We start from the raw sequence: 24,197 nt of genomic DNA on the forward strand, positions 1-24,197 counted from the left end.
AGCCGCGCCGACCGGCGCCGGCGCGGAAGTCGGGCATGCCGGGGTGGACGGTGGTGCGCCGGATGGTTCCGCCCACTCGTGTCACGCGCCGTACGGGTGCCTTTCTCCGTGCCCGCGCCGGACGACAGGCACAACTCGCCGCGTCGAACCACGACCCGCAACAGCGACACGGTCCACAGCACGAGCACGGCATCGGGATGTAGGCCCCCGCCCTGCGTTCTGCGGTGAGTTTGACTCCGCCCCTACGTCATAGTTTGTGCTTGAGACATGAAGCTCGTTCCTGTCGCATATCTCGCCTCATACGTGTTGTCCCTGCTCGGGAACTCGATCGCGGGGATCGCGTTGCCGTTGATCGTGTTACAGACCACAGGGAGTGCGCTTGGTGCAGGAGCGGTCGCCGCAGCGACCGCCGTCCCGGCCGTTCTCGCGGGGTTGCTGATGGGGGTGGTCATCGACCGCATCAACCGGCGCACATCCTCGGTGATCACCGATCTCGTCTCCGCCGCGTCGATCGCCGCGTTGCCGCTGGTCGATCTGGTGTCGGGGCTCAACCTGGGGTGGTTCATTCTGTTCGGCATCATCGGCTCGCTCGGCGACGTGCCCGGTGCGACGGCACGGGAGGCGCTGCTTCCCGCGGTCGTTCGCCACGGGGGCGTCAGTGCCGAACGACTGATGGGGGTGCGAGAGACTCTGGGTGCGGTGGCGATCTTGCTGGGGCCGGCGGCGGCAGGGACTCTCATGATCCTCTTCGACGGCTCAACGGTGTTGTGGATCACCGCCGCTACGTCGCTGGTGGCCGCGCTGATCACGCTCCTGATTCCGCGGCACGTCGGCACGATCGTGTCGGAGGACGGTATCGCGGCGGCTCCGACCGGTACCGGGTGGTCACAGTTGCGTGACGGCTGGCGGGCCCTGTTCCGCAGTCGCTTCCTACTCGTGGTCACCATGATCGGCTTGGCATCGGTGTTGGTCCTCGGGGCGATGCAAGGGCTCGTGCTGCCGGTGTTCTTCACCCAGGAGAACCGGTCCGGCCTCCTCGGTTTCGTGCTGAGCGCCCTCGCCCTCGGGATGCTCCTCGGCGGCGCGAGCTACGCCGCAGCCGGCACGCGCGGTGCCCGCCGAGCCTGGTTCGTCACCGGTCTCGCCGGAACAACAGCCGGGATCGCCCTCATCGCCGCGCTACCGTCCGTATGGGTGGTGTTCGCTGGGGCGTTCGTCGTCGGATTCTCCAGTGGACTGTTCGGCAGCCTGATCGGCGTGCTCATGATCGAGCGGATACCCGAGACGATGCTAGGACGGATCATGGGCACCCAGAACGCCATGATGACCGCCGCCCCACCGGCCGGCATCGTGCTGGCGGCCATGCTCACCGAGTACATCAGCGTCAATGTCGCAGCTCTCGCACTCGCAGCCGTATGGACCGCCGCCTTCGTCCTCGCACTGACCGCACGGTCGCTTCGTAGACTGGAACCAGAGAACCCAGGGCGAATGATGACGAACGAGGCGCGGGTGGCCAGCGGTGAACAGTAGCGAACTCGGCTCGCTCGCCGGAGTCACCGTCCGAGCACTCCGCCATTACCATCAGGTCGGCGTCCTCGACGAGCCGCCCCGCGGACCCAACGGCTACCGGCAGTACGACGTGCACGATCTGATCCGAGTCCTACGTATCAAACGTCTCGCCGCCCTCGGAATACCACTGGAGCAGATGCCCGCCCTTCTCGATGAGACCGGCGATCAGGCCATAGGGCTTCTTGATCGGCTCGATCAAGAACTCGCCGCCCAGATCGACCGGCTCACCACGCAGCGCGATCTCATCGCCCGGCTCCGGGAACAGAAAGCAGCGCCGGACATCCCGCCCGAGCTCGCGCGGTTTCTCACCACCTTTGCGGCCGGCGGGCTCTCCCCGGCGATGGCACGAATCGACCGGGATCAAACCGTTCTCCTCGCCCACCTGGTCGGCGCCGACGGCATGCCTTACCTCGTCGGGTACTACGAACGGATCAGCGACCCCGGTCTCCTGCCCGCCATCACAACCGTGATCGCACAGTTCGAAAGCCTGGGACCCCACACCGGCGACGATGAACTTGACCGGTTCGTTGACGAGTTCGTCGCAACCTTCGCGCCGATCGTGCGAGAACTCAACGAAACAGAGTCGGACATAGACCTCACCGGAGTTGCTGGACTCTTCACCGAACACACAACAGATGTTCTCAACAGCACGCAGCAACACGCACTCGATCTCATCGGCGCACGACTCAACGACATCAACTGACTGCCCGCGCCACCGTCACCCTGGAGGCACCCGTCCAGCAGTGGCGTCAAACACGACATGTGGTGTTGCCGACGACCCGGAAAGCGGTGGCGAGCTCGACGTCGGACGCGTTACTGAGTAAGGCCCAGGCTCGGATGTCCATGTCCGCGAACATGGGGATGTTACTGGGGCCTCCCATCGCCGGTGTCCTCATGGACGTCGCCGACGTGCGGGTCGCCTTGCTCATCGATGCGGCCACCTACCTCTCTTGACTTTCTTCTTTCGCGTGCGGCGTAGCGACTTCAGAACCAGCGATCGATCGCGTTCGTCTGCTGCCGTGTCAAGCCTGATGCCACTGCGCTCCAGCAGTTCCACGATGTTCAGGACCGAATCCTGGAGTTGCCGAGTCTCCTCCCCTGACAGCACTGCCGCAGGCGGGGCAGCAGATGCCATCGCCGCGGCCTCCAGTCCGACCTTGTGCAATCACGCGCTCGGTTTCATGCCCACCGCTGTCGCGGCCTCGGTCAGCAAGCCGAGGTCATCGGGGCTGACCCGCACTGATACGGCACGATCAAGGACGGCAGGGGTGGACTCCTCGGCGACCTGCTCGCGGTTGTCGTAGAACCACTGGGCGCGCTCCGCCTCGTCCATCGCGGCGATGTCCCGCGCGTTCGGTTCGTTCTCAGTCACGATCCTCCTTTTTGCTCCGTTGTTGTCGTACGAACCGGCCTCGGAGGCGGAGCATCAGACCGGTCCATCGCGGGTCAACGTTGCGCGCTGTGGACATGCCTCGTCACCCAGATCACAGAAATCACCCCTCTCGCGGTGCCGAGGCCGTCTTCCGAGACGTCGTTTTCGGATATTTGGGGGCTTCTGCGTGGGCGACGCGGGCAGGCCGGGTGAGCGTGCCCACCCGTGATTCTTTGGGATCGTGCTGGGGGTCTTTGTTTCCAGCTTGCTTCTGATGGCATTGCTCGCTTACTGGGCCTATTACTTCCTCATCTGGCGCTGGGCAGGTCGCGGCAACAACCCGATCCGAACCGCCGTTCCTGCGACGCCTGGGTCGGCCATACCGGATCCATGACAGCGGGCAGGGCAGAGTGATCGGGGAAGCCATCGGCGCGCTCAGTGAAGAGCACAGGGGTGACCTTGTTGGCCGCCGTCCAGGTGGAGGGCTTCGCGCCCGTGGTTCATGCCGTCACGACCGCAGGTGACCGACGGTGATCCGCCCGGGGGCGTGAGCTTGATGTCGGATCCCCACCAGCAGGCTCCAAGCCATCGACAAGACACCCCCGACAGGCTCTATGGCGAACGTCATCACCACTCACAGGGGCGACGTGAACGGCTACCACCACAGGCTCAATTTCCGCCTGGAGCCCGCCTGTCAACGGAAAACGAGGAGCGCATGAACAACGTCCTGTCGAGGGTGGGCACTCTGGCCGCCGGGCTGGCACTCGCCGCGGCCCTCGTGTCCCCGGCCCAGGCCGCCGAGCCCCCTGCTCTCGGCGTCGATACGGCCGCCGCCGGACCCCTGCTCAAGATTGTGTTCGGCTCGCTTCAGGCCTTCGATCTGGAGGAGAGCGGCGAGGACGAGATCCGTGTGCGGATCATAGGTCAGAACGGCGCCGAGTACCTCGGCTGGCCCACCAACGGTGACGAGGCCGACACCAAGGCCGGAACCTGCTGGGTATGGGAGTATTCGATGTGCACCCCCGGCTCCACAGAGCGCGCCGCCGGATCGTACAAGAGCCAGACCACCGTCGCCGGAGGCTCGTTCACCATTGAGGTGTGGGAGGACGACATCGTCGGCGACGACCTGCTGCTGCGCATCCCGGTGACCGCCACGGGCGGCTATCAGGACATCGAGGCTTCCTCCCCCACAGGCAAGGGATTCTCCTACCGGTTCGTGGGAAACCTGGAGCCCGCGTAACAGGAACCGCATTTCCAGAGCCTCTGTTTCAACGCTTCGGCCAGCTTGATCGGAACTTTGTGTTCGTCTTGTCCGTCATTTCGGTCAAGCAGGGAAACGGGCGGCGCTGATTGCTTATGCGTTGGCCTCGTACCACTGGACGCTCAACCGCATCTCCAGAGCCTCCGCGAGCCGCTCCAGCATCGGGATGGTCGGCATCGTCCCGCCCGCCTCGAAGCGTGCCACCGCCGGCTGCCTCAAGCCGGTGCGTTCAGCCAGCTCGGTCTGGAAGAGGCTGTCGCATCACGCAGGTGCCGCATACTTCCGGCAACAGCCTTCGGAAGGATATAAGGATCCGTTATATTGACCGTATGACCTGGGAGATCACGCTGCACGCCGAGGTGAACGCCTGGTTTCTCGACATCTGCAAGAACGATCTCGCCACCGCAGAGAAGATCGAAGAAGCATTGGACGAGCTCGCGTTGCAGGGGCCGAAACTCGGTCGTCCACTGGTTGACCGGATCCACCATTCCCGTGTCCTGCACAACCTCAAAGAGCTACGGCCCCGAGTGCCCGGGGAGGCGGAGATCCGCCTGCTGTTCGTCTTCGACCCGACGCGGGAGGCGATCGTGCTGGTCGCCGGAGACAAGGCCGGGGAATGGAGTCGGTGGTATCGCACGGCGATTCCCCTGGCGGAGGAGCGTTACGCGGCATACCGCGCTGAGAAGGAGGAGGAAGGGCGATGAGTGAGTTCGTGAAGTGGTCCGACACCAAGGCCAAGATCCGTGAGATCGATCCCGATCGGGACTCCCCCGAGCGAGTCGCCGCCCGGGAGAGCAGCCGCGAGCAGTTGCGGGCAGAGCTTCGCGGTGTCCAACTCGCCGAGATGCGCAAGCGTCTGGGCATCTCCCAGAAGCTCCTCGCCGAACGGATGAGCATCACTCAGGCGCGCGTGTCCCAGATCGAGCACGGCCAGATCGGTGGTCTGGACACCTTGCGCTCCTATGTCGTCGCCCTGGGGGGAACACTGGACATAGTGGCCGATTTTGGGGACCACTCCGTGAAAGTCGCCTGAGTACGGTTACGGGTACGAAAGTGCGGCCCCGACCGAAGGTGGGAGCCGCACTGGTACGCGTGAGGGTCAGGGCACCCAGTGGTTGCCGGTTACGGTGATCATGACTTGGAGCTGGACGCTGGTCGAGTAGTAGTCGGTGGCGGTGAACGGGGTGTTGAGCATCTTGGTCCACAGGGCGTCCAGCCAGGCCTGGCTGCCGGAGTCGGTCATCGCCGCCACCGCGAACGGGGCGAAGTAGGCCGGCTCGCTGCCGCTGGAGATCTGGGTGCCGTTGAGCGAGTAGCCGACCGCGATGTTGTTCGGGTTGCCGCCGGTCTTGCTCTTGATCCAGGTGTTGAGCTTGCGCGCGGCGGCCAGGGACTTGGCGTCGCCGCTGGTCACCGCGTCGTTGCCGATCCGCCACGGGTCACGGCAGGCGTTCCACCAGAACTTGCCGTCGTTGGGGTCCTCCAGGACCTGGCCGGTGGCCGGCTTCGGGGTGGTGTTGGTGTTGACCACGAAGTCGGCCAGCAGGCCGGTGCTCGCCGCGTAGGTCGACTGCTGGGAGGCGATCAGGTTCTGGTGGTTGGTGCGGACGGTGTCCCAGGTCGTGTCGCCGGTGGCCTTGCGGAACGCCCTGAAGTGGTCGATCATCCAGTCCGAGGAGCGGCTGATCCAGTAGTACTGGTCGCCCGAGCTGCTCCAGTCGCCGAGCTTCATCAGCTTGGTGGTCGGGTTGACCTCACCGGCCTTGATCGCGTTGATGTGGTTGATCGCGAGCTGCTTGTAGTTGTAGGTGCCCGTGCTGCCCCACTGCCGGTCGGCCAGGAGCAGGCCGTAGGCCACGTCCAGGTCGCCGTCGGTGGCCGAGTCGCTGCCGTTGACGCTCTGGCAGGCGGTGTTCTGCTCGGCGGCGAGCAGGCCGGGGGTGATCGACGACGGGTGGGCCAGCACGTACTTCACCAGGCCGTCGAAGATCTTCTTCGCGTCCGGGTCGGCCCCGGCCATCGTGGCCGTGATGACCATGCCGTAGCCCTGCGCCTCGGCCACGTACGGATGGTCGGCGTCGGGGGAGATGATCTGGTACCAGCCGTTGCCGCAGTTCTGCTTGACGAAGGCGGCCTTCCAGCGCTGGTAGTAGTCGATCACCTTCTGGTCGAGCGTGGCCTGGGCACCGCTGGGGCGCAGCATCCCGGCCGCGTAGGGAATCGCGTGCGAGCCGAACGGCACACCGGGGCCGCCGGGAGTGATCGTCGGGGTGGGGCTCGGGGTGCTGCCACCGGTGTTGCCGTAGACCTCCATCTCGTACAGCGAGTAGCCGTAGACGGTGCCGCGCGCGGTGCCGTACATCCGTACGTAGCGGCCGGTGCCGGACAGGGTCAGGTCGTCGACGCCGCCGTCGCCGGAGGTGGTGGAGTAGACGGAGGTCCAGGCGTTGCCGTCGGGAGAGGTCTCGATCCGGTACGACTTGCCGTACGCGGCCTCCCAGGTCAGTTTGACCCGGGAGATCGTGGCGGAGCCGCCGAGGTCGACGCGGAGCCACTCGGGGTCGTGGCCCTCGGCGGAGGCCCAGCGGGTGCCGGTGTTGCCGTCGAAGGCGGCCGATGGGAGGAACGTGGCGTCCTCGTTGGAGGACGAGGTGGCCGGACGGCCCTGGGACAGCAGGGAGTCGGCGGCGAAGCCGGGTGGAGCCGCCAGCACGAACACCGATGCGATCAGTGCCGACGCCAGTGCCAGGACGAGGACGGTCGAGGGGCGTTGGAGACGCGGTCTCGCATGCACAGGGGGTGCCCTCTCTGCGATCATCTAGTTAGGAAAGGTTCCTAACTAGGAAAAGATGCCACCATCCATGACGCGTCACGGTCAAGAGGGCAGGGGGCCCAAATTCCCGGTTACCTGCGATGCGGGGGAAATCCAGGGAGAACGTAGACAGGTGTCGGGTGCCTCGAACACCTTCCCGGTGATTGAATCCGGGCATGTCGTTTGATGTGTTGATCAGGGATGGCTGGGTGCTCGACGGCACCGGCGCCCCGGCCTGCCGGGCCGACGTCGGCGTCACCGGTGACCGGATCGCAGCGGTGGGCCGCCTGGACGCGGCGGCGGCCACCACGGTGGTCGAGGCCGCCGGGCGCCATGTCATGCCCGGCCTCGTGGACTGCCACGCGCACGGCGACGCGCTCGTCCTCGACAAGGAGGTGCAGCTCGCCGCGCTCCGGCAGGGGGTGACCACCTTCGTCCTCGGCCAGGACGGGCTCTCCTTCGCACCCTCCACCACCCCGCAGACCTTCGCCTACGCCACCCGCTACTTCGCGGCGGTCAACGGGGTCCACCCTTCGGCCGACGGGCCGATCGGCGTCGGGGAACTGCTCGACGGCTACGACCGGGCGACCGCGTTGAACACCGCCTACCTGCTGCCGCACGGCACGATCCGGTACGACGTGATGGGCGCCGCCGAACGGGCCGCCTCCCCCGACGAGCTGGCCGCGATGCTGGACCGCGTCGAGCGCGGCCTGGCCGAGGGGGCGGCCGGCCTCTCCACCGGGCTGGAGTACGCCCCCGGCCGCTACGCCGACGCCGCCGAGCTCGCCGCGCTCTGCGCGCCGCTCGGCCGCCTGCCGTACGTGACGCACATGCGCGGGTACGGGGCGGCGGCCCCGCAGGGGATGGCCGAGGCGACCGACATCGCCCGGCGCTCGGGCGTCGCGGTGCACGTCTCGCACTACCATGGCCCGGCCGCGACCCTCCTGCCACTGGTCGACGAGGCCCGGCTCCGGGGGCTGGACGTCACCTTCGACACCTACCCCTACCTGCGGGGCAGCACCATCCTGGCGATGGTCGCGCTGCCTTCGTGGGTCCCGGCCGCCGACGCCGACCGGGCGCTGGAGACGCTGGAGTCCGAACGGATCGAGTGGGACGAGCGGCTCTGGCCGAGGGTCACCCTCTCCCACGTGCCGGGTGCCGAGTGGGCCGAGGGACTGACGCTGCCCGAGGCCGCCGACGAGGCGGGGCTGGAGCCGGGAGAGTTCTGCCGCCGGATCCTGATCGACACCCGGCTGGAGGCCGGATGCGTGGTGGCCCGCCCCGACGAGGGCCCCGAGGGGGAGGCGTCGGTCCGCGCGATCCTGCGCCACCCGGCGCACACCGGCGGCTCCGACGGCATCTACGTGGGCGGCCACCCCCATCCCCGAGGCTACGGGGCGTTCGCCAGGATGCTCGGCCGCCACGTCCGCCAGACCGGGGACTGGACCCTGGAGCAGGCGGCGGTCCACCTCGCCTCGCACCCGGCACGCCGCTTCGGCCTCGACGGGCGCGGGCTCGTCCGCCCAGGGCAGGTCGCCGACCTGGTCGTCCTCGACGCGGGAGCGGTCGCAGACCTGGCCACCTACGCCGCTCCGCGCACCCCGGCCACCGGGATCGACGACGTCCTCGTCTCCGGGGTCCCGGTCCTCGCCGGAGGCCGGCTCACCGGCGCCACCCCCGGCAGGGCGCTGCGCCCCTGAAAGCCGCGGCCCTGAAAGCCGCGGCCCTGACGAGCTGCGGCTCTGACAACACGGCACCGGAGAGGGCGCCAGGAGGATAGGGTCCTCAGGGCGACCAACGGGGATGTGATCTCCCACGCCCGGATTCAACGGCAGATGGCCCGCTAAATCCGCATAGGTGACCACAGGAAGGGCCGGGACGTGAAGGGGATCGTGGATCCCGAGGGGGCGCTGGGGGCCTCGCTGTTCGGCGGGGCGTTCACCTTCCCGGTGATGGTGGCCCACGCGAGCGCACTGGAGCACAACATCGCGACGCTCGCGGCCTTCACCGGGGCGTACGGGCTGGTCTTCGCCCCGCACGCCAAGACCACCATGTCGCCGGAGCTCGTCAGGGCGCAGCTGGAGGCGGGCGCGTGGGGGATGACCGTCGCCACCCCCAGCCAGGCGCTCACCCTGCGCGAGTTCGGAGTCGCAAGGATCGTCCTCGCCAACCAGGTCTTCGACCTCGCGGGCCTGGACGCACTCGCCGCGCAACTGGCGGAGGACCCCGCGTTCGAGTTCCTCTGCTTCGTCGACTCGCCTGCCGGGGTCGAGACGCTCTCCCGGCACGCCGGGGCCAGACCGTTCCGGGTCCTGGCGGAGCTGGGCCATGAGGGCGGCCGGGGCGGCAGCCGTACTCTCGCCGAGCTGCTGGAGGTCGCCTCGGCGGCGCAGGCGGCCGAGGGCGTGCAACTGGCCGGCGTCGCCGGGTACGAGGGTTCACTGGGCTCCGCCGGCGAGGTGCGGGCCTACCTGCACCGGCTGCTGGAGGCGCTGGAGCACCTGCGGGTGCGCGACCCGATCCTGTCCGTGGGCGGCAGCCAGTGGTTCGACGTGATCGGCCGTGAGCTCGCCACCTGCCGGGCCAGGGTCATGCTGCGCAGCGGCGCCTACGTCTCCCACGACGACGGCTACTACCGCGAGCGCACCCCGTACACCCGGATGGACGGGGAACTGCGCGCCGCGCTGGAGATCTGGGCACATGTGCTGAGCGTTCCCGAGCCCGGCCTGGCCGTGGTCGGATTCGGCAAGCGCGACGCCCCCTTCGACGAGGGGCTGCCGATCCCACGCGGAGCCGTCGCGGACGCGACGGTGCTCAAGGTCTCAGACCAGCACACGATCCTGGGACTGGCGCCGGGATCACCGGTGAAGCCGGGAGACCTGGTGTCGTTCGGCATCTCCCACCCGTGCACCGCCTTCGACAAGTGGCGGGTCATGCCGGTGGTCGACGAGGAGTACGTCGTCGTCGATCTGATAAACACCTTCTTCTGATCCCCCTTTTTCCCCTTTTGAGGAGTGGCGAGATGAGCGGCAAGCAGGAGCTGCGTACCGACGAGGGCGCGGCGCCCGTGGGGGCGTACTCGCAGGGCCTCGTGGTCGGCGATTTCGTCTACACCTCGGGCATGGGACCGCTGAGCCCCGAGACCGGAGAGGTCGTCGGGACCGAGGTGGCCGAGCAGACGCATCAGGTGATGCGCAACCTCGGCGCCATCCTCGCGGCGCACGGCCTCGGCTTCGACGACGTGGTGAAGTCGACGGTGCACCTGCAGCACCTCAAGCGTGACTTCGCCGCCTACAACGAGGCGTACAAGTCCTATTTCACCCGCCCCTATCCCGTCCGTACGACCGTCGGCTCCGACCTGATGGACATCCTTGTCGAGATCGACTTCGTGGCCTACAAGCCGCGTTAGAGTCTGACCGACTTCATGGGAGGGCGGCGGCTTGGACAGCTCGCTATACGTCTACGTCGAGGACGTACGCGGGGAGGGCATGGAGGCGGTCCTTGACCGGATCACCGGATACGGCCTGACGGGGATGACGGTGGCCGCGGCATACCGCCGCGCCCGCGACGTCACCCCGCACGGCCGATCCCGGGTGACGCTCCGCAGCGACGGCGCGCACTTCACGCCGCCCGCCGACCTGTTCGGCGAGCTGCGGCTGGTCCCGCCGGTCCAGGAGGGCGCGGAAGAGGAGCCGCTGGCCGCGCTCCGCCTGGCCACCGCCGAGCGGGGACTCGCGCTGCACGGCTGGACCGTCTTCCTGCAGAACACCACGCTCGGCCTGGCCAATCCGGACGTGACGGTACGCGACTGCTTCGGTGACCGGAGCTCGCCCGCGGACCTGTGCCCCTCCCACCCCGACGTCCGGCGGTACGCGGTCGCGCTGGGCAGGGCGGTGGCCAGACAGGGCGTCGACAGCGTGGTGGCCGAGGCACTGCACTTCTCGACGTTCGGCCTCGGCCACCACGAGTGCGGCTTCGTCCCGCTCGGGCCGATGGACGCGTTCCTGCTCGGCCTCTGCTTCTGTGACTTCTGCATGCGCGGAGCGGCCGGCCTGGGGGTCAACGCCGAGGTGGCACGTGAGGAGTGCACCAGGATCGTGGGGGCCGTCCTGGACGGCGCCCCGCCCGCCCAGGGCGAGGTGACCCGCGCGGCACTGACCGCGTACGCGGGTCCCGAGGTGGTCGCCTACGCGCGGGCCCGCTCCGAGGTGGTGACCTCGCTGGTCTCCGACGTCTCCACCGCCGTCACCGCCGAGGGCTCACGACTGGTCTTCCTGGACGCCACCGGCTCCGTCAAGGGCTACCGCGACGGTCTGCCCTCGCCGGGGCTCGCCGCGCACGACTCCTGGCAACTCGGCGTCGACCTGGTCGCCCTCGGCGACCTGGTGCCCTCGCTCGGCGTGCTCGCCTACGCCCGCGACGCGGGCAGGGTGGCGGACGACGTGGTCGCCTACCGCCGCTCGACGGGCAAGGACAGGGAACTGCGGGTCGTCCTCCGGCCCGGCCTCCCCGACACCGACTCGGCCGAGCGCCTCGCGGCCAAGGTCCGCGCCGTGCGGGCCTCGGGGGCGGACGCGGTCGACTTCTACGCGTACGGGCTCATGCCCTACCCGATCCTGGACCGAATCCCGGGCGCGCTCTCCGCCTGACCTCACCTGACCTCACCGGGCGAGGGAGCCGTCCAGGACGGCGCTCACGGCCCGGGCGGCGAAGTCCTCGTCGAGGGGGAGGGCGCGGAAGACCGCGCGCAGCCAGACCGCCCCGGCGAGCAGGTCCACGATCAGCATGGGGTCGGCCTCGGCGGACAGCTCGCCGCGCCGCCGCGCGCGCTCGAAGACGGCCGCCTCCCGCGCGAACCGGTCGGCGAAGAAGCGCCGGGTCGCCTCCGCCAGCTCGGGGTGGTGGACGGCGGCGCCGAGGGCGGCCACCGCGACGTCGGAGGCCGGGGGACGGGTGAGCAGCGCGGCCACCCCCTCGACCAGGGCCTCCAGATCCCCTCTGAGGTCGCCGGTGTCCGGCGGCTCCATCGCGAGCAGGTCGGCCTCGACCAGGGCGGCGGCCAGCAGCGCCGCCTTCGACGGCCACCAGCGGTAGATCGTGGTCTTGTTGACCCCCGACCGCTCGGCCACCCCCTCCACGGTCAGGCCCTCGTAGCCCTTGGCCGCGAGCAGTTCGAGCGTCGCCTGGAAGATCTGCTGTTCCTTACGGGGTGCCATACGCCCAACCATAGCAACGCAACGGTGCGTTGTGTTTTAATCGGGACACCTCTTCGAACTGGAGACCTCATGCTCCCCGTCGTTCTCGTTCACGGCATCCGGCTCAGCGCGACCATGTGGGGCCCCGTCATCTCCCACCTCGACCGTCCCGCGATGGCGGTCGACCTGCCCGGCCACGGCACCCGTTCCGGCGAGCCGTTCACCATGGACGCGGCGACGTCGGCGGTCGCCGACGCCGTCGACGCGCTGGGCGGTCGGGCGCTGGTGGCCGGTCTCTCGCTCGGCGGGTACGTCGGCATCGCCACCGCCGAACGCTTCCCCGGACGGGTGGCGGGGCTGATGGCGATGGGATGTACGGCCCGTGGCCCGGCGGCGGCCGGAACCTACCGGTTCGCCGCCTCGCTCGCCGCCAGGAACCCCTCGCTCGCGAACCGGATCAGCTCCTACGGCCTCCGCCGACTCCTGCCGGGTCCCGTTGGAGAGGCGATGGTGGCGGGTGGGCTCTCCTGCGAGGTGATGCCCCAGGTCGTCGAGGCCGTCACCGGTCACGACCAGCTCGCGGCGCTGGCCGCCTACCCGGGACGCGTCTGGCTGGTCAACGGCGCCCGGGATCCGTTCCGGGCGAACGAGCGCGAATTTCTCCGGGCCTGCCGGAACGGGCGCCTGATCCTGATCCCCCACCGGGGGCACCTGGGTGTGCTGGCGGCCCCCGGACCGCTGGCCCGCCTGGCGGGGGACCTGTGCGACCAGCTGGGTTCGTACGTTCGGACTTCGTACGTTCAGGAAGAGCGGCCGGAGAGTGCGGTCGCGACGCCGAGGACGAGGTAGACGACCCCGCTGAAGTGGCCGAGCAGGGTCGACCTGATCCTCAGCCGGCTGCCGAGGAGGCCCGCGGCCATGGCGTAGATCAGGTCGGAGAACAGGCCCAGGAGCAGCAGGGTCGTGCCCAGGATGGCGATCTGCAGCGGCACCGCACCCGCCTCCGGTTCCACGAACTGCGGCAGGAACGCCAGGAAGAAGAGGATGACCTTGGGATTGAGCAGGTTGACGACCACGCCCTCAAGGAAGATCGCCCGCAGTGGCTGCCGGGCCGTCTCCCGGGCTGCGAGCTCCTGCCTGCTCGTCAGCGCCCGGACACCCAGGTAGACCAGGTAGGCCACACCGGCCCACTTGATCACGTTGAACAGGGTCGCGGACTGTGCGATCACGTACGAGAGACCGGCCGCCGCCGCGGCGATGTGCACCAGCGTGCCGACCTCCACGCCGAACGCGCTCGCCACACCGGCGGCGCGGCCCTGCGAGACGGCGCGGGTGACGATGTAGATGTGGTTCGGGCCCGGCACCAGGACCAGTGCCAGTGACGCGGCCGAGAAGATCAGCAATGTGGACGGGGAGACCATGCTCCGACCTTAGGGTCGCCCGGTTCTCCGTCGTCAGGGCCAATGCGCGGGCCTCGCGGGGGACCAATCGGGTCCCCGCGCCGGCCGGAACCGGCCCCGCCGATGCCTTGCGGGTCGTTCCGGCCGGGCGATCGATTCCGGCACCGACGCGACGGCGACGCGATGGCGACCGCGGTGCGGAGCCGGCCGGAATCGGCTCCGCCGGTGCCCCGTACGAGAGGTCTCGGGCGATCGGTCCCCGAGCCGATGCGACGTCGGCCACCCGTTCCGGTCGGTGTCACGTGCGATACTCGCCGACGGGGGGAGGAAAGCGTGCAAAACGTTCTTATTGGGCGGGCGACAGAACTCAGTCGGCTGACCGTCGTACTCGACACCGCCGCGGCGGGGCAGGCCGGAGTCGCCTTGCTGGGAGGTGACGCGGGCATCGGCAAGACCCGGATGGTCACCGAGCTGGCAGAGCGGGCCGAGGCCGCCGGATTCGCCGTGCTCGTCGGGCAGTGCGCCGAACTCGGCGATGCCCTTCCGTACCTCCCGCTCGCCGACGCGCTGCGCTCCGTGCGCGGGGAACTGCGCGCCGAACTCGACGCGCGGCCGGTTCTCGGCAGGCTGCTGCCCGGCGGCACCGACCCGGGCAGGGAGAGCACATCGGGCCTGACGCAGCAGCAGCTCTTCGGCTCGATGCTCGGCTTCCTGGGTGTCCGGCCGGTGCTACTGGTGCTCGAAGACCTGCACTGGGCCGACCAGTCCACCCGCGACCTGCTGGTCTTCCTCAGCCGGATGCTGCAGACCGAGGCCGTCTGCCTCGTCGGCACCTACCGCACCGACGACCTGCACCGCCGCCATCCGCTGCGCCGGGTCCTCGCCGAGCTCAAGCGGCTCCCCTCGGTGACGTCCGTGGAGCTGGAACCCCTCGACCCTCACGAGATGACCGACTATCTGGCCACGCTCGGCGGCACCGACGCCCGCGTGATGCGGGAGGTGGTCGACCGGGCCGAGGGCAACCCCTTCTACGCCCAGGAGCTGCTGGACGCGGTATCCGCCGGCTGCTCGATGCCCGACGGTCTGGCCGGCCTGCTGCTCTCCCGCGCGGAACTGCTCTCCGACCCCGCGCAGGGGGTGCTCCGCAGCGCGGCCGTCGCGGGCCGCCGAGCCGACCACGACCTGCTCCAGCAGGCCTCCGGCCTCGACGACCTGGCCTTCGACGAGGCCATGCGGGAGATCGTCTCGCGCGGCCTGCTCCGCCTCGACGGGGAGTACGGCTACGCCTTCCGGCACGCGCTCCTGCAGGAGGTCGTCTACACCGACCTGCTGCCCGGCGAGCGGATCAGGACGCACGCCGAGTTCGCCCGCCTGCTGACCGCCCGAGGTGGTTCCGCGGCCGAACTCGCCCACCACTACCTGGCGGGCCACGACCTGCCGGGGGCGCTGGCGGCGTCGGTGGAGGCCGGGCGGAGGGCCGAGCGGCTGGGCGCCCCGGCCGAGGCGCACCGCCATTTCGACCGGGCGCTCGGGCTCTGGGACCGGGTCCCGGACGCCGAGCGACTGGCCGGGATCGACCACGTCGGCCTCGCCAGGCGCAGCGCCGACGCGGCGGCCGACAGCGGCGACAACCACCGGGCGATCTCCCAGCTCCGGCGCCTTCCGCCCTCGGCGGAGGTCAACGAGCGGCTCGCGTACGTCCTCATCGACACGGACGACCTGGAGGGCGCGATCGCCGCCGCGCACGCGGCCGTCGAGGCGGCGCCGGAGGGGCCGGTGCTCGCCCGCGCGCTCGCGACCTACGCCCGCTCGCTCTACTGGAGCGAGCGGCACGACGAGGTCGAGGCGCTGGCGGGCCGGGCCCTGGAGACGGCCCGCAGGAGCGGCGCCACCGACGCGGAGACCAGCGCGTTGATCACCCTCGCGACCCTCGCGGCCCTCGCCGGCGACATCCCCAGGGCCAAGGAACTGCTCGCCTGCGCCACCGCGGAGAGCTCGGGCAACCTCGCCATCGACCTGCGGGCCATCTTCAACCAGGCCCGCCTCCAGTACGAGAACGGAGACCTGGCCGAGGCGGCGGTCACCACCGGCCGGGGGGTCCGGCTGGCGCAGGAGACCGGGCTCAACTGGAGCACCTTCGGCACCGACCTGCGCTTCCTGCGGCTTCTGATCCACTACGTCGCGGGAGAGTGGGACCAGGCGGAGCAGGTCGCCTCCGGGTTCGGCGTCCGCGTCGGCACCCCGGCCGAGGCGCTGCTGTCGTCCTTCGCGCTCTTCGTCGAGGTGGCCAGGGGGCTGCCCAGGGTCGAGGAGCGCCTGTCCTGGCTGGAGCCCTTCTGGCCCGCCGACGTCACGATCACCTCCATGGGCCGCGGCCTGGCGGCCGAGCACGCGCTGTGGCGCGGCGACCCGGAGAGCGCGCTCGAACACGCCCTCGCGGGACTCGACGCCCATGCTCCCGACGACCCGGCCGTGATCCGGCTCAGCAGCATCGCCCTGTGGGCGCTGGCGGACCTGGGACGCACCGACGGGGCCGACGCCCTGCTGGAACGGGCCAGGGTGCCCGCCGAGGTCGGGCCCGGCACCGTACGCCGGGGGTCGATGGGCCCCGAAGGGCTGGCCTGGCTGGCCAGGGCCGAGGCCGAGTGGCGCCGGGCGCACGGCCGCCTCGACGTCGCGGCGTGGCGCGCGGTGGTCGAGGCGTTCGACTTCGGATTCGTCTACGAGGTCGCGCGCTCGCGGTGGCGGCTGGCCGAGGCGCTGCTCGCCGCGGGCGAGCGCGCCGCTGCCCTGAAGGAATGGGAACTCGCCGTCGAGGTCGCCGAGTCACTGCGCGCCAGGCCGCTCGCCACGGCCCTGGCCGAGCTGGGCCGCAGGGCGCGCTTCGTCTCCGCGTCGTCGGCCCTGCTCACGGCTCGTGAGCAGGAGGTGCTCGCCCTGGTGGCCGAGGGGCTGCCCAACCGCGAGATCGGCGAGCGGCTGTTCATCGCGCAGAAGACGGTGAGCGTGCACGTCTCCAACATTCTCGCCAAGCTGGGCGTCTCATCCCGCACCCAGGCCGCCGCGGTGGCCCGCAGGGACGGCCTGCTCTGACTCACCCCGCCACCGTGGTCGCCGGACCGGGCTCGTTCCGATCGGCGGTGCGATCACGACCCGCCGTGGCCGGATTCGCGTGATCGGGGCCTACTCCGTGCCGCCTGGCGGTCAGAGCCCACTCTGATCGGCCAGGCGATTCCAGCCTGTCCCGACCCGTCCGGTGTGGCCGGGCTCGCCCTGATCGGCCGCCGAGGCAGGACTCGCGCTAACCGCTGCGCGCGGTCAGGGCCAGATCGCGGACGACCTGGATCAGCTCGGCGGGGTCGAAGGGTTTCGTCAGGTAGGCGTCGACTCCGATCCCGAGCCCCCGCCGCTTGTCGTCCTCCTGCGCCCGCGCGGTGATCAGGACCACCTTGATATGCCTGGTCCCCTTGTCGCCCCGCAGCCTGGTGGCGGTCATCCAGCCGTCCAGTCTGGGCATCATGACGTCCAGCGTGATGACGTCGGGCATCACGTCCAGCACCCGGTCCAGGCAGTCCTGCCCGTCGGAGGCCGTGTCGACCTGGAACCCCTCCAGGGTCAGGTTGACCGCGATGAGCTGCCGGATGACGTCGTCGTCATCCACTACCAGAACTCTGCCCAGAACCTCTCCCACGGCGTGAGGCTAACTCCTCTTTCCCGTCCCCGCGCGGGTTTCCGCGGATGTGTACGCACAGTTGTCCACAGGCGACAGGTTTTCCACAGAATCCTGTTCGGCTCCTTGGGGATCACCCTCTCCCGCCGATTCTGGGGCCTCGATCCTTCAGCGAGCCCAAGGAGGGCGTGCGTGATCACCGCACTCGTCACCGTCTCCATCCTCTCGGCGACCCTCGTGGGGAGCCTCCAGTTCCCCGCGCCCCGCCTCTCCCCGGAAGCCTGCGACATCTGGGCCGGCCTGCTCTCCACGGCCGCCCCGCGCCGGCTGCCGGAGGAGATCCGCACCGTCCTCACCTCCGCCTGCGAGGTCCGGCGCCCCGTTCTCCAGGACACGGGAGCCCTGAAGGACCGCCCCGCGCCGACACTGCCCGGCACCGTCCTTCCGGGCATGGACGGCGACCGGCAGACGACCTTCTCGGATCCGGACGGCAGCCGGCCGGTGGACCTCTCGGACGAGGACGGTGAGTGGACGGGCGCCCCTCGAAGTCCTGACGGCGGACTGACGGTCTACTCCCAGGGCTCCCAGGGGGAGCATGACGAACGGCCGGGAAGCGACAGCCCTCAGGGAGGTGACCACTCCCGCCGCGTCCGACGGCTCGTCACCCCTCCGGGTTCCTCTGCCAGGACCGCCACAGGTCCCCTCGCCGGTGCTTCGGTGGATCCTCCTGTCGGTTCGAGTTCCGCCTCCGCCCCCTCGGCGAAGCGGAGGGCTCCTCGGGCCTCCTCCCGGCCGGAGCCCTCGCGAGCGCTCGCCGAGCGATCACAGCGCCCCCCACGCGGGTGGGAAACGCCATCCGGCGGATGGGCGGCGCCCTCACTCGGCCGGAAAGCCCCATTCAGGGGGCGGGCGGCGTCCGCACGCGGGCAGGCGGCGGTCTCGCGTGGACGCGGCGCGCCCTCGCGGGGACAGATCGCAGCGGTCGCGGCGCTCCGCCAGGTCGGCAGGCCGTACGTCTGGGGCGGCGGTTCGAGCGCCGGCCCGACCGGTGGGGGCTTCGACTGCTCAGGGCTCGCCCTGCACGCCTGGTCCAGGGCCGGGGCCAGGCTCCCCCACTACACCGGAGCCCAGTTCAGGCAGGGCCGCCGGGTGCCGTTCTCGCAGCTCCGAGCGGGAGACCTGGTCTTCTTCGGCGGAGGTGTCAAAGACCCCACCCACGTGGGCGTCTACGTGAAGGACGGCGTCATGGTCCACGCCCCGGGGACCGGTGACGTCGTCAGGACGACCGACTTCGCCGCCTCGGCCTACCACCTCTCCCGCTACCGGGGCGCCGTCCGACCCTCCCCGAGCCGGCCCGCCGGATGATCCTTCGTCCCCGAGCTCTCCCCGAAGATCGCCCGCTCCCCGAAGTGAGTGTCGGTCAACCCCAGGATGCTGGTAATGTAATGACGCGTTGGCCCCCTTAGCTCAGGGGATAGAGCACCGGCCTCCGGAGCCGGGAGCGCAAGTTCGAATCTTGCAGGGGGCACTTCTCAACAGCCAGGTCGGACAGGGTCCGGCCTGGCTGTCTGCTTGATCGGGCCGGATTCCGGTCTCGCCGTCTCGTGACGGTGGAAGGTAAAGAAATCCGGCAAGTGGCGTAGTTCCGCGTGATGGGGCGAACCATCGGCAAGCCCGGCTGTGTCCATTCCAGGCAGGACGCGGATCCCGGCCGGGATGTCACTCCTGCATGACTGGGTGCTATATGGCACTCTGGGCGATGTGCCCGACCCTTCTCTCGCCGGTCGCGTCCAGGCCCCGCCGGGGCACTCCTCCGGCGGCCATGCTGTCTCCACGGTCGGTGGTGCCTCTGCCATGGATCGGCGCCTGGCGGTTGGGGCGGTGGCTCTCGCCGCGCTGTGCGTCGTGGCCTACGGGGCCGCCACCTGGCTTGACGTGGTGACCGGGACGGTGACGCGGCCCGAGCCACTGAACTGGGCGGTGTGGTCCTCGACGGTGCCCGGCGTGGCCTTCACGATCGCCGGGACCGTGCTGGCGGTGCGCCTGCCCCGCCACCTCATGACCTGGCTGCTCATCGCCGGAGGCGTCGTCGCCGCCGTGAACGGCCTGGCCGCCGCTTACGCGGTGCTGTCGCTGACCCGCCACGGTGGCGTACTGCCGCTGACCCCGGCCGCGGTCTACGCCGGGGCGCGGCTGGGGCCGCTTTTGAACCTGTTTCCGCTGCTGGTGCTGCTGTTCTTTCCTGATGGGCGGCTGCCGTCACCGAGGTGGCGCTGGGCCGCGTGGCTGTCGCTGGGCACTACGGGCCTGACGGTCGTGCTGTTCCTCACCGTCCCGTGGCGGATCGAATCGCCGGGCATGAACTGGCCGGGACTTGATCCGCCGTTCCCGCCACTTCCGGATGCGGTGTGGCGCTCGGCACTGGTGACGGCGCCGGCGCTGCTGGTGGTGGGCCTGCTGGTGGCGGTGGCGGCCTTCGCCTGGCGGTTCCGGGGTTCGGCGGGCGTTCGGCGGGCGCAGCTTCGCTGGATGCTGATGGCGGCGCTGCTGAACGCGATGCTGATCCTGGCTTCCGCCCTGCTGGAAGGGTTGCCGCAGGACCTGTCGTTCGTCGTCTCCCTGGTGGTGCTCGCAGCGGCGGTCATGGTGGCGGTGAGCCGGTACCGGCTCTATGACATCGACCCGGTGCTCGGCTGGACCCTCCTGTACGGCGGGCTCGCGGTCGCCGTCGTGGCGATCGACGTGCCGGTCTTCGTGGGGCTGGGGGCGATCATCGACGAGCCGGTGGCGGCGGTTCTGGCGGCGGTCCTGGTCGGCATGGTCTACGCGCCGCTACGGGAGCGGGTCCGGCGGTGGGTGAACCGGGTGTTGATGGGGCGGACGGAGCCGTACGAGGTGGTCTCGGTCCTTGCCCGGAGGCTTGAGGAGTCCGTGCGGCCGGAGGAGTTGTTGCTGCAGGTGGCGAAAGCGGTGTCGGCGGCGTTCCGTTCGCCGTACGTGCGGGTCGAGCTGGACCGAGCGGACGGGAAGACCGTCGTGGTGGAGCACGGCACGCCTCGCGAGGACGTTGTGGTGCTGCCGTTCGCCTACCGGGACGCGTCGATCGGGCGGCTTGTCCTGGTACTGCGCGCGAGTGCGTGGCCGGCCGAATCCGACCAGCGACTGCTGGCCGACGTGGTACGGCAGGCTGCCGCAGCCGTGCGGGCGACCGCGCTGACCGAGGAACTGCAGCACAGCCGCGAGCGTCTGGTCACCGGCGTGGCCGAGGAGCGGCGCAGGCTGCGCCGGGACCTGCACGACGGGCTGGGGCCCACGCTGGCCGCCGCCGCGCTGAAGGTGGAGGCGGCGCACAACCTGCTCGCCCGGGATCCCGGTGCCGCCCGGGAGGCGCTGGACCAGGTGAGAAAGGATCTTGCCACGATGCTGGGGGACGTGCGGCGGGTCGTGCACGATCTGCGGCCGCCGGCTCTGGACCAGTTCGGCCTGGCCGGCGCGCTGCGGCAGGAGGCCGCCCGGTTCCGTAACGGCGGGCTCGCCGTGCGGGTGGAGACGGAGGGGGACCTGGCGGAGTTGTCCGCCGCGAGCGAGGTGGCGGCGTACCGGATCGTCTGCGAGGCTCTGACCAACGTCGCCCGGCACGCGGGCGCGGACACCTGCCACGTGCGCGTCGCCGTGGCGGGGAACAAGTTGGAGGTCGAGGTGACCGATGACGGGCGCGGGGTCCTGCCGGGCGCCGTGGTGGGGGTGGGCTTGGTCGGCATGCGTGAGCGCGCGGAGGAGTTGGGTGGCCAGTGCGCGGTCGGGGCCGGCCGCGGCGGCGGAACCCGGGTCCACGCCGTCCTGCCCGCCGGGGCGGTGACCTCCTCGTGACGCCGCGCGTACTGATCGCCGACGATCATCCCGTGTACCGGGACGGTCTGTGCATGATGCTCGCCTCGACCGGCCAGGCCGAGGTGGTGGGCACGGTCGCGGACGGGGAGAGGGCCGTCGCCGAGGCCGTCCGGCTGCGCCCCCAGGTCGTGGTGATGGATCTGCGGATGCCCCGGATGGACGGCGTGCAGGCCACCGAGCGGATCGTCGCCACCTGCCCGGATACGCACGTGCTGGTGCTCACGATGCACGAGGACGACGAGAGTGTCTTCGCCGCCATGCTCGCCGGCGCTCGCGGCTACCTGCTCAAGGGGGCTGATCAGGCGGAGATCCTGCGCGCCATCACGGCGGTGGCCAGCGGGGAAGTGATCTTCGGACCGGCGCTCGCGGGGCGGGTGACGCGCTACTTCGCCCGGCTGGCTGTGGCCCGCCCGGCCCGAGAGGGGGCATTCCCCCAGCTCACCGGCCGGGAACGGGAGATACTCGACCTGATCGCGGCCGGCCTGTCCAATCGGATGATCGCCGAGCGGCTGTCGCTGGCGCCCAAGACGGTGCGTAACAACGTGTCCAACGTTTTCACCAAGCTTCAGGTCGCCGACCGGGCCCAGGCCATCATCCAGGCCCGCGAGGCCGGCCTTGGCCGCTGACCGGCGTGTTCTCGGCCTCGTGCGGGCGGTGCCCACGCACGGGTGAGTGAGCGTTGGTCGACGCCGGCCCCACGCAGCCCGCTCCGCGTGCCTGGGAGCGATGTCCCCGCCGCCCCGGGACGCCTGGCCCAGGTCACGCCGGGCCAACTCGGGACCGCGCGCATGGCCGCGCTCCCTGGGCGCCCGGGACGCACGGCCGGGATCGTGTTGCCACCGACAAGCAACGGAGGAACACCAATGTCCAGCCGCATCGTGCCCAGCAACGTCAATCCCACCGAGCCCGTCGCGATCCGACGTACCGCGAACCCGGCGTGGATCCGGATCGCTGGACTGCTCCTGGCCGCCGGGTCCGTCTCCTGGGCGGTCGGCACCGTCATCGTCGGGGAAAAGATCAAGGAAGGCATCCAGACCCTCGACACCATCACCGGGATGCTGTTCGTCGTGGGCATGTTCGCCTTCGTCTGGACGGTGCTGGCCACCCGCGGCGTCGGCGACGGGTGGGCCCGGATCGTCCCGGCCGGTCTGCTCGTGCTGTTCGTCGGCGCGTTCCTGCTCAACGCGCTGTCCTTCGGCTACGCCAGGCACGAGGATTTCCCGCTGCCGCTGATGATCATGGACGCCTGCTGGCCGCTCAGCCAGATCGGCATGCTGGTCCTGGGCATCATCCTCGCGGTCAAGGCCCGCTACCAGGGAGCGCTGCGGTGGCTGCCGCTGCTGGTCGGCATGTGGTTCCCGGTGTCCATAGTGGCCGACATCGTTGGCGGTGGCACCTTCTCGGTGTACGTCAGCGGGGTGTGGCTGGTCGTCATGCACGCCCACCTGGGTGTCCGCCTCGCCGTTCGTCCCGTCTCACGGTAGGGACGCCCAAGGGGTCGCCGTTGAGGCGGAACTCGACGGCGATGGCGGCACGGTGAGTTCGCGGGGCACCACATCCCCGGGCGCGGCCACATCCTCCGCCGCCACGACCCCGCGCGGAGTGACCTCGAGAATCCTCTCGGGGGCACCAGCGATCTACCAGGGAAATCCGGCAGCGACCTGCGGGAACGCAGGTCGTTTCGCGTTCCGGGGTGTGCCATCGATGGCAGCCGGATGCCATGATCACGTACGAGGAGCGTACGGAGCAACCGGCGGCTGCCGGTGAATGTGCCTAACGGCACCTGTGGCCGGGTTACAGATGTACGGCAGGCCCGCGCTGTGGCTGACACTCGCACCGCGTTGCGACTCCAGAGTGAAGGATTTCATGTGTCAAGCATCTCGGCCGGAAGGTGGAGCAGATGCCGTTCGGCAGATGGCGCCCGGCGTTAGTCAGCTGAGCCTCCCCCGGTTCTCCGGACACTTGACCTGAGGTCACCCCTTGAGGTGAACGGCTCGCCCTTCGGGCGGGGACGGTTCGGTCTGAAAATCCGCGAGCGCGAGCGGTGGGAGCCGATGATCGGGGCTCGGCATCCTGTCGCCAGGCGGCGCCGGTGTCGTTCCGCGCTCGGCGGGACGACCTCACCTGCGGGCCGCGCTTGAACACACGGGAGCCGACCCGGCGGGCGCGGCCGTGGGCGCGACGGAACCCATGGGCCGCCTCCGCGGACGCGGTCCGGGGCGGTCCTCGCGTGCGAGACTCCGTGTCCGTGTCCGTACAGTCATCGCGCGGGGCCTGGCCCGCGAACACGCTCTTGGACCGGCTCCCTCCGAACGTCGTCACGGACCTGCTGGCGCTCGGCGGCGTCAGGCGGTACGCGGTCGGCGAGATTCTGATCCGGCAGGGTGAAGACCGCGACCATGTCGTCCACCTTCTCCAGTCCACCCGTGTCTCGCGTCCCGCGTGCGTCAAGGTGGTCGCCGCGCTGCCCGACGGCGGGGAGACCCTTCTCGGCATCAGGGTGAGCGGTGATCTGGTCGGCGAGCTCGCGCCGCTGTCGAACCGGCCGCGCTCGGCCACCGTGGTGGCCTGCTCGCCCACGTTGACGCGGGCCATCCCCGGTGAGGTGTTCCGGGCCTTCCTCGACCGCAACCCGGTCGCGTGGTCCGCTGTCACGCGGATGATCGCTGACCGGCTGTCCTCCGCCAACCACCACCGGCTGGAGATCGCCCAACACGGCGTGACGGCCCGCCTCGCCCATGTCCTGGCCCAGCTCGTGGAGCGGCACGGTCAGCGACGCCCAGGGGGCGGCCACGACCTCGGCATCGGCCTGACCCACTACGAGCTGGGGCAGCTCATCGGGGCGCGTGAGGACGCGGTCGGCAAGGCTCTGCGGACGTTGAAGGGCAGAGGGCTCGTGAGCGTCGGCTACCGGCAGATCATCGTCTTCGACCCGCTGCTTCTCCGCGGCTTTCATGGCGAATGAGGAGAATGGGAGATTTTGTCGGGAAATTCGCTGCGATATCTCTCGTGAATGCCGTACGAATC

At 70.0% G+C, this 24,197-nt stretch carries 22 protein-coding genes and 1 tRNA gene; 17 read left to right on the forward strand and 6 right to left on the reverse strand.

Going from position 1 to position 24,197, the window contains the following annotated elements:
• The first annotated feature begins 267 nt into the window (after positions 1-267).
• Positions 268-1,530, forward strand: a complete 1,263-nt coding sequence (locus AB0K21_RS03645) for an MFS transporter (protein WP_364147513.1) — start codon at positions 268-270, stop codon at positions 1,528-1,530.
• Entirely contained in the window at positions 1,520-2,272 is a 753-nt protein-coding gene (locus AB0K21_RS03650) for a MerR family transcriptional regulator (RefSeq protein ID WP_343975954.1), read from the forward strand. Before AB0K21_RS03645 ends, AB0K21_RS03650 begins: the two co-directional genes overlap by 11 nt.
• Positions 2,273-2,734: 462 nt before the next feature.
• On the opposite strand, the gene AB0K21_RS03655 is transcribed toward AB0K21_RS03650, so the two are convergent.
• Positions 2,735-2,941 (reverse strand): hypothetical protein, encoded by a 207-nt coding sequence (locus tag AB0K21_RS03655; RefSeq protein ID WP_030906909.1) that lies wholly within the window; start codon positions 2,939-2,941, stop codon positions 2,735-2,737.
• Positions 2,942-3,656: 715 nt separating this feature from the next.
• Between AB0K21_RS03655 and AB0K21_RS03660 the strand changes: the two genes are divergently transcribed.
• Positions 3,657-4,181: a hypothetical protein gene (locus tag AB0K21_RS03660; RefSeq protein WP_343975948.1), complete on the forward strand. Its 525-nt coding sequence runs from the start codon at positions 3,657-3,659 to the stop codon at positions 4,179-4,181.
• A gap of 114 nt (positions 4,182-4,295) precedes the next feature.
• Here AB0K21_RS03660 and AB0K21_RS03665 read toward each other — a convergent pair whose 3' ends face one another.
• Positions 4,296-4,439, reverse strand: coding sequence for a helix-turn-helix transcriptional regulator (locus tag AB0K21_RS03665; RefSeq protein WP_343976014.1), 144 nt, complete (start codon positions 4,437-4,439; stop codon positions 4,296-4,298).
• A 92-nt stretch (positions 4,440-4,531) separates the two neighbouring features.
• Here AB0K21_RS03665 and AB0K21_RS03670 point away from each other — a divergent pair, with 92 nt between their 5' ends.
• Together AB0K21_RS03670 and AB0K21_RS03675 are read left to right on the forward strand one after the other, a co-directional pair.
• Positions 4,532-4,906, forward strand: a complete 375-nt coding sequence (locus AB0K21_RS03670; RefSeq protein WP_343975945.1) for a type II toxin-antitoxin system RelE/ParE family toxin — start codon at positions 4,532-4,534, stop codon at positions 4,904-4,906.
• Positions 4,903-5,235 carry a helix-turn-helix domain-containing protein gene (locus tag AB0K21_RS03675; protein WP_343975942.1) on the forward strand — a complete coding sequence of 111 codons (333 nt, stop codon included), beginning with the start codon at positions 4,903-4,905 and terminating at the stop codon, positions 5,233-5,235. The genes AB0K21_RS03670 and AB0K21_RS03675 overlap by 4 nt, the downstream gene beginning before the upstream one ends.
• Positions 5,236-5,301: 66 nt before the next feature.
• Here the strand turns inward: AB0K21_RS03675 and AB0K21_RS03680 are convergent, their stop codons facing one another.
• Positions 5,302-6,996 carry a glycosyl hydrolase family 8 gene (locus AB0K21_RS03680; protein WP_343975939.1) on the reverse strand — a complete coding sequence of 565 codons (1,695 nt, stop codon included), beginning with the start codon at positions 6,994-6,996 and terminating at the stop codon, positions 5,302-5,304.
• A gap of 194 nt (positions 6,997-7,190) precedes the next feature.
• Between AB0K21_RS03680 and AB0K21_RS03685 the strand changes: the two genes are divergently transcribed.
• The 4 genes from AB0K21_RS03685 (at position 7,191) to AB0K21_RS03700 (ending at position 11,663) form a co-directional block, all read left to right on the forward strand.
• Positions 7,191-8,714, forward strand: a complete 1,524-nt coding sequence (locus AB0K21_RS03685; protein WP_364147520.1) for an amidohydrolase family protein — start codon at positions 7,191-7,193, stop codon at positions 8,712-8,714.
• A gap of 180 nt (positions 8,715-8,894) precedes the next feature.
• Entirely contained in the window at positions 8,895-10,004 is a 1,110-nt protein-coding gene (locus tag AB0K21_RS03690; RefSeq protein WP_364147523.1) for an alanine racemase, read from the forward strand.
• 32 nt (positions 10,005-10,036) lie between these two features.
• On the forward strand, positions 10,037-10,423 hold the full coding sequence (locus tag AB0K21_RS03695; protein WP_030906870.1) for a Rid family detoxifying hydrolase: 387 nt from the start codon (positions 10,037-10,039) through the stop codon (positions 10,421-10,423).
• 31 nt (positions 10,424-10,454) lie between these two features.
• A complete protein-coding gene (locus AB0K21_RS03700) occupies positions 10,455-11,663 on the forward strand; it encodes a hypothetical protein (RefSeq protein ID WP_343975927.1) in 1,209 nt (402 codons plus the stop codon).
• A gap of 12 nt (positions 11,664-11,675) precedes the next feature.
• Here the strand turns inward: AB0K21_RS03700 and AB0K21_RS03705 are convergent, their stop codons facing one another.
• Positions 11,676-12,230, reverse strand: a complete 555-nt coding sequence (locus AB0K21_RS03705; protein ID WP_364147528.1) for a TetR/AcrR family transcriptional regulator — start codon at positions 12,228-12,230, stop codon at positions 11,676-11,678.
• Positions 12,231-12,299: 69 nt separating this feature from the next.
• Here AB0K21_RS03705 and AB0K21_RS03710 point away from each other — a divergent pair, with 69 nt between their 5' ends.
• Entirely contained in the window at positions 12,300-13,058 is a 759-nt protein-coding gene (locus AB0K21_RS03710) for an alpha/beta hydrolase (RefSeq protein WP_343975921.1), read from the forward strand.
• Here the strand turns inward: AB0K21_RS03710 and AB0K21_RS03715 are convergent.
• The gene (locus AB0K21_RS03715) at positions 13,010-13,630 is read right to left on the reverse strand and encodes a LysE family translocator (protein WP_343975918.1); all 621 of its coding nucleotides are present in this window, start codon (positions 13,628-13,630) and stop codon (positions 13,010-13,012) included. The genes AB0K21_RS03710 and AB0K21_RS03715 overlap by 49 nt on opposite strands.
• Positions 13,631-13,942: 312 nt before the next feature.
• On the opposite strand from AB0K21_RS03715, the gene AB0K21_RS03720 reads away from it, so the two are divergent.
• Positions 13,943-16,702, forward strand: coding sequence for an AAA family ATPase (locus AB0K21_RS03720; RefSeq protein WP_364147532.1), 2,760 nt, complete (start codon positions 13,943-13,945; stop codon positions 16,700-16,702).
• A gap of 208 nt (positions 16,703-16,910) precedes the next feature.
• Here AB0K21_RS03720 and AB0K21_RS03725 read toward each other — a convergent pair whose 3' ends face one another.
• Positions 16,911-17,288 carry a response regulator gene (locus AB0K21_RS03725; RefSeq protein ID WP_343976011.1) on the reverse strand — a complete coding sequence of 126 codons (378 nt, stop codon included), beginning with the start codon at positions 17,286-17,288 and terminating at the stop codon, positions 16,911-16,913.
• 183 nt (positions 17,289-17,471) lie between these two features.
• On the opposite strand from AB0K21_RS03725, the gene AB0K21_RS03730 reads away from it, so the two are divergent.
• The 6 genes from AB0K21_RS03730 to AB0K21_RS03755 all read left to right on the forward strand — a co-directional run bounded on the left by AB0K21_RS03730 (position 17,472) and on the right by AB0K21_RS03755 (position 24,135).
• The gene (locus AB0K21_RS03730; RefSeq protein WP_364147535.1) at positions 17,472-18,644 is read left to right on the forward strand and encodes an NlpC/P60 family protein; all 1,173 of its coding nucleotides are present in this window, start codon (positions 17,472-17,474) and stop codon (positions 18,642-18,644) included.
• A 91-nt stretch (positions 18,645-18,735) separates the two neighbouring features.
• Positions 18,736-18,807 (forward strand) — tRNA-Arg (locus tag AB0K21_RS03735).
• 326 nt (positions 18,808-19,133) lie between these two features.
• Positions 19,134-21,149, forward strand: coding sequence for a histidine kinase (locus AB0K21_RS03740; protein ID WP_364147538.1), 2,016 nt, complete (start codon positions 19,134-19,136; stop codon positions 21,147-21,149).
• The gene (locus AB0K21_RS03745) at positions 21,146-21,796 is read left to right on the forward strand and encodes a response regulator transcription factor (RefSeq protein WP_343975908.1); all 651 of its coding nucleotides are present in this window, start codon (positions 21,146-21,148) and stop codon (positions 21,794-21,796) included. Before AB0K21_RS03740 ends, AB0K21_RS03745 begins: the two co-directional genes overlap by 4 nt.
• A gap of 237 nt (positions 21,797-22,033) precedes the next feature.
• Complete coding sequence (locus AB0K21_RS03750; RefSeq protein ID WP_343975905.1) at positions 22,034-22,654, forward strand: hypothetical protein; 621 nt, start codon at positions 22,034-22,036, stop codon at positions 22,652-22,654.
• Between the two features lie 764 nt (positions 22,655-23,418).
• On the forward strand, positions 23,419-24,135 hold the full coding sequence (locus tag AB0K21_RS03755) for a Crp/Fnr family transcriptional regulator (protein ID WP_343975902.1): 717 nt from the start codon (positions 23,419-23,421) through the stop codon (positions 24,133-24,135).
• Positions 24,136-24,197 lie beyond the last annotated feature (62 nt).

The organism is Streptosporangium sp. NPDC049248 (genome assembly GCF_040678965.1).
Lineage (GTDB): Bacteria > Actinomycetota > Actinomycetes > Streptosporangiales > Streptosporangiaceae > Streptosporangium > Streptosporangium fukuiense.